This is a genomic window from Aerococcus agrisoli (assembly GCF_003797145.1).
Classification (GTDB): domain Bacteria; phylum Bacillota; class Bacilli; order Lactobacillales; family Aerococcaceae; genus Aerococcus; species Aerococcus agrisoli.
In genome coordinates, this window is record NZ_RKMG01000047.1 from 1 (window position 1) to 7509 (window position 7509).

A 7509-nucleotide genomic window follows, 5' to 3' on the forward strand; every position below is an offset into this window, starting at 1 on the left:
ACACTATTTATTATAGAACCCAATTTAATGTACCAGCCGCTTTTTCACATATACATTTATCCAAATTGACCAAAGTGCCTAAAATCAAGTCCATTCTTATGCTGTATGGTAATAAGAAAGCCGGCATCAGGACTTAAGTCCTAACACCGACCCATACAAATAATTGCACGATTACGCTTCATCTGAATCCAAAATAATAGTTACTGGACCATCATTTACCAATGATACTTGCATATCAGCGCCAAACTCACCTGTTTCAACCTTCAAGTCATATTCTTCAACAAGGGTTTTATTCAGTAATTCATACATGGCTAAGCCATGATCTGGTTTGGCCGCATCTACAAATGAAGGGCGATTCCCTTTCTTTGTACGTGCATACAAGGTGAATTGAGAAATTGATAAAATAGCGCCACCGATTTGGCCGATTGCTAAATTCAATTTCCCTTCTTCATCACCAAAAATGCGCATATTGGCAATTTTTCGTGCCATGTAAGCCACTGTTTCCGGCGTATCATTGTCATGAACACCAACCAATAACATAAAACCTTGGTCAATTTGCCCCACGACATTGCCTTCAATGGCTACACTTGCTTCAGTTACTCTTTGAATAATAATTCGCATACATATCCTCCACGTTAATGCTTTATTCTTTTGCCCGGTATACCACGTATACATCTGGAATTGAACGAACGCGGTCGATAATTTTATCTAGTTGATTGACATTTTGAATGACAAAACGCAAACGAACCTTCACTGAGTTATCATCGTGATTTACATTCCCAATAATATTCGTTACTGAGCCTGCGATTGGCGTAATCACTTGCAAGATTTCATTTAAGAAACCAGAGCGATCTTCACCTTCCACCACGATTTCAACTTCATAATTATTTTCAGTATTTTTTGGACCATCTTCCCATTCAACAGGAATTAGGCGATCTTGTTCTTCTTCGCTAACTTGGACATTTTTACAGTCGCGTCTATGAACAGATACCCCACGTCCCTTAGTGATGTAACCAACGATATCGTCACCTGGAACAGGATTACAACAATGTGCTAGACGTACTAATAAGGAATCAAGCCCTTCAACAACAACACCGGAACTAGACTTGCTCGCTTTACGACGTACATGACTAGATGTTTTTTGGTTCTTTTGAAGTTTTTTCTGTTCTTCAGATTCTTTTAATGTATCTTCGACAGATTCTCTATTTTTTTCAGCCGCTTTCAAGCGACGGTCACGTTCTGTTAAACGGTTCGCAACAGCTGTAGATGATAATTCACCAAAACCAATTGCCGCAAATAAATCTTCTTCAGTTGAAAAATTGAAACGATCCAATGTTTTCGCAACATCGTCTTTTTTATAGACTTCTTTTAATTTGTAGCCCATATTTTCAAGCGTTTCTTCCAAGGCATGTTTCCCTTGTTCCATTGCTTGATCACGGTCTTGTAATTTAAAGAAGCGTTTAATTCGGTTGCGGGCACGAGATGTTTTCACCAAATTTACCCAGTCTCTTGACGGACCAGCAGAATTTGGCGAAGTCAAAATTTCAACGATATCCCCATTTTTCAATTGGTAGTTTAATGGCTCAATTTTGCCATTTACTTTTACCCCAATTGTCTTATTCCCTACTTCAGAGTGAATTGAATACGCAAAATCTAATGGATATGAACCGGCTGGTAACTCTGTTACATCGCCTGTTGGTGTAAATACATATACATTGTCCTGGAAAATATCTTCTTTGACACTTTCCATGAAATCAGTCGCATCTTTAGAGTCATCTTGCAATTCAGCAATTTGATTAAACCAATCAAGTTGTGCATCAAGTGGTGATGCTTCCACCTTTTCATGATTCCCCATCTTGTAAGCCCAGTGAGCTGCAACCCCGTATTCTGCGACCTCATGCATTTCATAAGTTCTGATTTGCACTTCAACAGGACTCGGCTGGTTTCCTACTACAGTCGTATGGATGGATTGGTACATGTTGGCTTTAGGCATTGCGATATAGTCTTTAAAACGACCTGGCAATGGTTTCCAATTGGTATGCACGATTCCTAAAACTGCATAACAATCTCTAATCGTTTCTACTAACACACGGATTGCTTGCAAGTCATAGATTTGGTCAAATTCTTTCCCTTGGTCTTTCATCTTACGATAAATCGAATAGATATGTTTTGGACGACCATAAATTTCAAATTTGCCTGTAATCGATGCTTCAACTTGGGTTTGCAATTCATCAATCGTTTGTTGAATAAATTGCGCACGCTCATCACGTTTTGAATCAACTAACTGAACAATTGAATAATAAGATTCCGGATCCATATAGCGTAATGACGTATCTTCTAGTTCCCATTTAATTTGGTTCATCCCTAAACGGTCAGCTAGAGGTGCATAAATTTCTAGTGTTTCCGTCGCAATAGACACTTGTTTTTCCGGACGATGCCATTTTAGCGTACGTAAATTATGCAGACGGTCAGCTAGTTTTACCATAATAACGCGTAAATCGTTAGCCATCGCGAGCAACATTTTACGGTGATTTTCAGCTAATTGTTCTTCATGAGATTTATATTTAAATTTACCTAACTTCGTTACGCCATCAACCAGCGTAGCAATTGTTGGCGAAAAGAAATATGCAATATCATCTAAAGTAATGCCTGTATCTTCTACAACATCATGTAAAAAACCAGTGATTACTGTATCCGGGTCCATTTTTAATTCCGCTAAAATACTAGCTACTTGAACAGGATGGACAAAATATGGTTCCCCAGATTTACGAATTTGATCACGATGGGCACGTTCGGCGAAATCAGCAGCCTTTGAGACATAGGCAACCTTTGATTCCGTCATATAGCGGGCACATAAATCAAGTACCTCTTGTTTTGTATAATTCTTTTTCTTTGGCATGGTTGGCCACCTACTTTCAACGAGAATTGCTATTTTAACTATTTTACCATATTTAGCTTCATTTCACTGTCAATAACCTCGTAAAAATAGCTAGACTATAACAATTCACGGGCATATGACAAGGCAGACAGCATATACATCGGTGCTGTTTCCGCACGTAAAATCCGTGGCCCTAAACCACAAATAAACACATTGTCATGATCTTCTTGCAGTAATTCAATTTCATCCGGATGGAAGCCACCTTCAGGACCCGTTACAAAAGCCAGTTGATGACCCGTTTCCAATCCTTCAAATACTTGTACTAAACGATGTTTCTCACCTTGTTTGGCGACCTCTTCATAAGCAACACAAACACGATCAAACTGTCCCATCATTTGTGCCATTTCTTTCGTTGTTACTAATTGTCCTATTTGCGGTACAAAAGTTCTGTGGGCTTGTTCCGCAGCTTCTTGGGCAATTTTTTGCAGGCGTTCAATCTTTTTACCCGCCTTTTTTTGATCCCATTTAGTCACTGAATAACGCATGGCCACAGGCACAATTTGACTCGCACCTAATTCTGTTGCCTTCTGCACTATCCACTCCAATTTATCGTTTTTAGGTAGGCCTACAAATAATGTTACAGGTGTATCCAGTTCTTTCTTTTCATGGACTTCCTCTGCTAAATGAAGTGTCGCCATTTTATCCTGACTATCCACCAATTCACCGATAAAAACTTGTTGCGATTGAGTCACCACATAAGCCTTATCACCAGCTTGCATCCGCATCACAGTTAACATATGGTGTGATGCTTCCTTATCCATTTGAAAATCGTCATTTACAGTTAAGCTTTCTACATCTACAAAATATCGTTGCATCTTATTCGCGTCCTTTACGTGCTAGGATACCGAACCATTCACCCATATTGTTGATGACTTCTACTTCAAAATCATTGGCCTCTAAAAGCGCAACCATCTCATCTTTCTTATCATGGAAAATACCTGACAAGACTAAAATCCCTTTATCTTTCAAGTTTTCGTATGCTTGTGGGACTAATGGGGTTAAAATATCAAACAAGATATTCGCCGTAATCACATCTACTTGGGTGTGAATGTCATTTAAAATGTTGTTTTGTGATACTTCAATTTCACCCGCAAGGTCATTCAAAGCAAAGTTTTGTTCTGTAATCGATAAAATAGATTCGTCGTAGTCATAAGCTCGTACAGAAGACGCACCCAATTTTTTCGCCGCAATTGCTAAGACACCTGAACCAGTACCGACATCAATCACAGATTCACCACCATCTAAACCAATTTCCAACAATTGTAGCGCTAGTTTAGTCGTTTCATGTGAACCAGTACCAAACGCCATCCCCGGATCAAGGAAAATAGTTGCTTTGCTTGGATCTTGCTCGATTGTATCCTTTTCCCAGATGGGCACGATATCCATAAAACGTGAAATATGGATTGGTTCATAGTAGGCTTGCCATGCAGTTTCCCAATCATTCTCTTCCAGTTTGCCGTATTGAATATCATGAATCACAATTTGTTGGTCTTCAGACAAACCTTCGTTGTAGTTGGTTTGATATGTTTTTACGGCTGCAATGATTTCATTGATATCTTTTTCATCCGAAAAATAGCCAAGAACAACGGGATTTTTTTCATAATCTCCAGGATTTGGTTGATCATTTTTCACAGAACCAAAACCATCGTCCGACCAATCAATATAGTCTTGCTCATCTCGAATAGAAACCCCTGCAGATTCTAATCCCCAAAGGACTTCCGTTAATAAATTCTCACTCTTATGGTCTGTTTCAATGGTTAACTCATACCACGTCATTCTTATCATCTCCTAGTTGTAATTGTGTTTCATCGTAGCGATTCACTGATTTTCGTGTAGCTACCATTTGTGCGACTGTTTCTTCCGGCCATGTCATCGCAACTTCTGTAATTTGACCAGCCAATAATTCTTTTATTTGCAAACGACCATTGTGGATCATTTGATTCATTTGTTGGAAAACAACTTCCAAATAGCCAATTGTAAAGTGACCATTATCCAGCGCTTGAATCATCATCACTTCATCTGATGATTGGGCTGTTAAACTTGTCTCCGTTAAGATAAATTTCAACTCTAAATAATTAACATCCCCAAGCAATTGATTATTGCCGTCCAATAACTGAATATCTTCCACGTCATCCACCGGCAAATACGCTTGTACAATGACCTGCTTGGCAACAGATACATAAGACACACGCCATGGAATGGACCAATGACTATCTGATAGTGCTTTTTCTATATAAGTATAGACTGTTTGCATTTCCTTACGCCCCTATTCCAAAGTCTTTTTTCTTATTATAATATACCCACAAGAAAATGACTATATTAGCCCGTCATCAAGCCCTTCGCACAAAACAAGAAAATTCACATAATCTTAACGTTTTATTATGTTACATTTATTACAAAAAATGAAAGCTATGCTATAATAAATAATAGAAATAAAAATGATGAGGTGTAAGTTAAATGGCCGATCGTAACCTAACGACTAAAGATATACTACAAAAAGAATTTAAACCCGCACTACGCGGATTCAATACTGAAGAAGTAGACGAATTCCTAGACTTAATCATCCGTGATTATGAATCATATGAAAAAGAAATTGCGTCACTTAAGAACGAACTAGAACGAGTAAAACATGCGTCACCAAGCACAAGCGATACTGACCGTTCAACTACTAGTCAACGCTCTAAATCAAATAGCCAACCACAATCTAAAGGTACTACGAATTATGATATTCTTCGCCGTCTATCAAAATTGGAAAAAGCCGTATTTGGTGGTCAAGGTGTGTCCGCTGCTAACACAGCAACAACAGAAGATTTCGAAGACGATGCGGAAGCAGATGAAACTGACCACACGATCGTTTTCAAAAACAACTAGCACTTTTAAGATAAGTGTGTTATAATAAGAAGTTGTAAATTTCAGGTAATCGCGGGTATATTTTTATACCTGAGGAAAGTCCATGCTCGCACAAGCTGCAACGCTTGTAGTGTTCGTGTTTAGCCAATAAATAAGCTGAAGCATTAATTTGACGGCAACTGAAACCCGCTAAGGTCTTTGACTATGCGCAAGTAAGTTTGAAAGTGCCACAGAAACGAGTCAAATATGAAAGTATTTGAATGGAACGCGGTAAACCCCTCGAGCGAGCAACCCAAACTTTGGTAGGGGCGTTCTTCAACCGGAAACAAACGGAAGAAGAGACTAATTATTTAGTAGATAGATGATTACCGAACCGGTATTCTACCTGAAATACCGGGGAACAGAACATGGCTTATCGAAATTTACACTCAGGCCAAAGGTTGGATTCTGTCCAACCTTTTTTTATTGATACAGATCCGTGGTAGAATGTATGTAATAGAACGTTGACTTATCAACCACGCAAAAGGAGTAATAAAATGACAAAATATTCATTAATCGCAACCGCAGCTGCCGGTATCGAGGCACTTGTAGGACGAGAATTACGCGACATGGGCTATGAAGTTCAAGTTGAAAACGGCCGTGCCCGTTTTGAAGGTGACTTGAGCGATATCGCCCGCACCAATATTAATCTACGAACTGCCGACCGTGTGAAGATTGTAATGGGCGACTTTAAAGCCGTTACTTTCGACCAATTATTTGAAGCAACGAAAGCATTACCTTGGGAAGATATTTTACCAATGGATGCTGAATTCCCTGTTTCAGGTAAATCAGTTAACTCTACCCTTCACTCAGTGCCAAATGTGCAAAAAATCGTGAAAAAAGCGATTGTAAACCGTCTAAGTGAACATTACCACCGTCGTGGTATGTTACCTGAAACAGGTGCTAAGTACCCTATTGAAGTATCTATTCATAAGGATCAAGCCTTAATTACAATTGATACGACTGGCTCATCTTTATTTAAACGTGGCTATCGTACTGAAAAAGGTGGCGCACCATTGAAAGAAAATATGGCTGCAGCCTTAATCAAGTTAACTTCTTGGTTCCCTGATAAACCACTTTACGATCCAACATGTGGTTCAGGTACAATCTTAATCGAAGCTGCACTTATCGGTTTGAATATTGCCCCTGGTATCAAACGTGACTACGTTTCAGAATCATGGGATATCTTTAAAGACCGTGAATACCCTAAAGCACGAGAAGCAGCTAAAGCAGCTATCCGTACTGATGTTCAATTAGATATCTTAGGTACTGATATTGATCATCAAATGATTGAAATCGCCAAAGCAAATGCTATCTCAGCTGGTGTAGCAGACCAAATTACTTTCAAACAAATGCAATTATCTGACTTCACAACGAAGAAAGAATACGGTGTTATCGTTTCTAACCCACCTTATGGGGAACGTTTGAATGATGAAGAATACGTACATAAATTATACAAACAAATGGGTGATGTTTACCGTCCAATGAAAACTTGGAGCAAGTATATTTTAACTTCAGACCTGTTGTTTGAAAATTATTATGGCGAAAAAGCAACCAAAAAACGTAAATTATACAACGGTGCCATCCGTACTGACTTCTTCCAATATTGGGGCGAACGTAAACCACGTCCAAGAAAAGAAGCATAATTTTATCTAAAACAAAAGGGTCTCAGACTTTTGGTG

Annotated in this window: 7 protein-coding genes and 1 other RNA gene; 3 read left to right on the forward strand and 5 right to left on the reverse strand. The window is 38.8% G+C overall.

Features of this window, described 5'->3' with window-relative positions:
• Positions 1-171: 171 nt before the first annotated feature.
• The 5 genes from dtd to EF384_RS09150 form a co-directional block, all read right to left on the reverse strand.
• Positions 172-621 carry a D-aminoacyl-tRNA deacylase gene (dtd, locus tag EF384_RS09130; protein ID WP_123781351.1) on the reverse strand — a complete coding sequence of 150 codons (450 nt, stop codon included), beginning with the start codon at positions 619-621 and terminating at the stop codon, positions 172-174.
• Positions 622-643: 22 nt separating this feature from the next.
• The gene (locus EF384_RS09135; RefSeq protein WP_123781353.1) at positions 644-2899 is read right to left on the reverse strand and encodes a RelA/SpoT family protein; all 2256 of its coding nucleotides are present in this window, start codon (positions 2897-2899) and stop codon (positions 644-646) included.
• A gap of 95 nt (positions 2900-2994) precedes the next feature.
• The gene (locus EF384_RS09140; protein ID WP_123781355.1) at positions 2995-3753 is read right to left on the reverse strand and encodes a 16S rRNA (uracil(1498)-N(3))-methyltransferase; all 759 of its coding nucleotides are present in this window, start codon (positions 3751-3753) and stop codon (positions 2995-2997) included.
• Between the two features lies 1 nt (position 3754).
• Positions 3755-4714: a 50S ribosomal protein L11 methyltransferase gene (gene prmA, locus EF384_RS09145; RefSeq protein ID WP_123781357.1), complete on the reverse strand. Its 960-nt coding sequence runs from the start codon at positions 4712-4714 to the stop codon at positions 3755-3757.
• Positions 4701-5192 (reverse strand): hypothetical protein, encoded by a 492-nt coding sequence (locus tag EF384_RS09150; protein WP_123781359.1) that lies wholly within the window; start codon positions 5190-5192, stop codon positions 4701-4703. Before EF384_RS09150 ends, prmA begins: the two co-directional genes overlap by 14 nt.
• Before the next feature lie 203 nt (positions 5193-5395).
• Here EF384_RS09150 and gpsB point away from each other — a divergent pair, with 203 nt between their 5' ends.
• From gpsB to EF384_RS09165, 3 genes are all read left to right on the forward strand, one after another.
• Positions 5396-5809, forward strand: coding sequence for a cell division regulator GpsB (gene gpsB, locus EF384_RS09155; protein ID WP_123781361.1), 414 nt, complete (start codon positions 5396-5398; stop codon positions 5807-5809).
• A gap of 37 nt (positions 5810-5846) precedes the next feature.
• An RNA gene (rnpB, locus tag EF384_RS09160) (RNase P RNA component class B) lies at positions 5847-6208 on the forward strand.
• A 116-nt stretch (positions 6209-6324) separates the two neighbouring features.
• Positions 6325-7473, forward strand: coding sequence for a THUMP domain-containing class I SAM-dependent RNA methyltransferase (locus EF384_RS09165; protein WP_123781364.1), 1149 nt, complete (start codon positions 6325-6327; stop codon positions 7471-7473).
• The last annotated feature ends 36 nt before the right edge of the window (positions 7474-7509 follow it).

Bases quoted from the DNA above. Each gene is read 5' to 3' on its own strand.
- EF384_RS09140 (WP_123781355.1), bottom strand. From the start codon at position 3,753: ATGCAACGATATTTTGTAGATGTAGAAAGCTTAACTGTAAATGACGAT.
- dtd (WP_123781351.1), bottom strand. From the start codon at position 621: ATGCGAATTATTATTCAAAGAGTAACTGAAGCAAGTGTAGCCATTGAA.
- EF384_RS09150 (WP_123781359.1), bottom strand. From the start codon at position 5,192: ATGCAAACAGTCTATACTTATATAGAAAAAGCACTATCAGATAGTCAT.
- EF384_RS09165 (WP_123781364.1), top strand. From the start codon at position 6,325: ATGACAAAATATTCATTAATCGCAACCGCAGCTGCCGGTATCGAGGCA.
- gpsB (WP_123781361.1), top strand. From the start codon at position 5,396: ATGGCCGATCGTAACCTAACGACTAAAGATATACTACAAAAAGAATTT.
- EF384_RS09135 (WP_123781353.1), bottom strand. From the start codon at position 2,899: ATGCCAAAGAAAAAGAATTATACAAAACAAGAGGTACTTGATTTATGT.
- prmA (WP_123781357.1), bottom strand. From the start codon at position 4,714: ATGACGTGGTATGAGTTAACCATTGAAACAGACCATAAGAGTGAGAAT.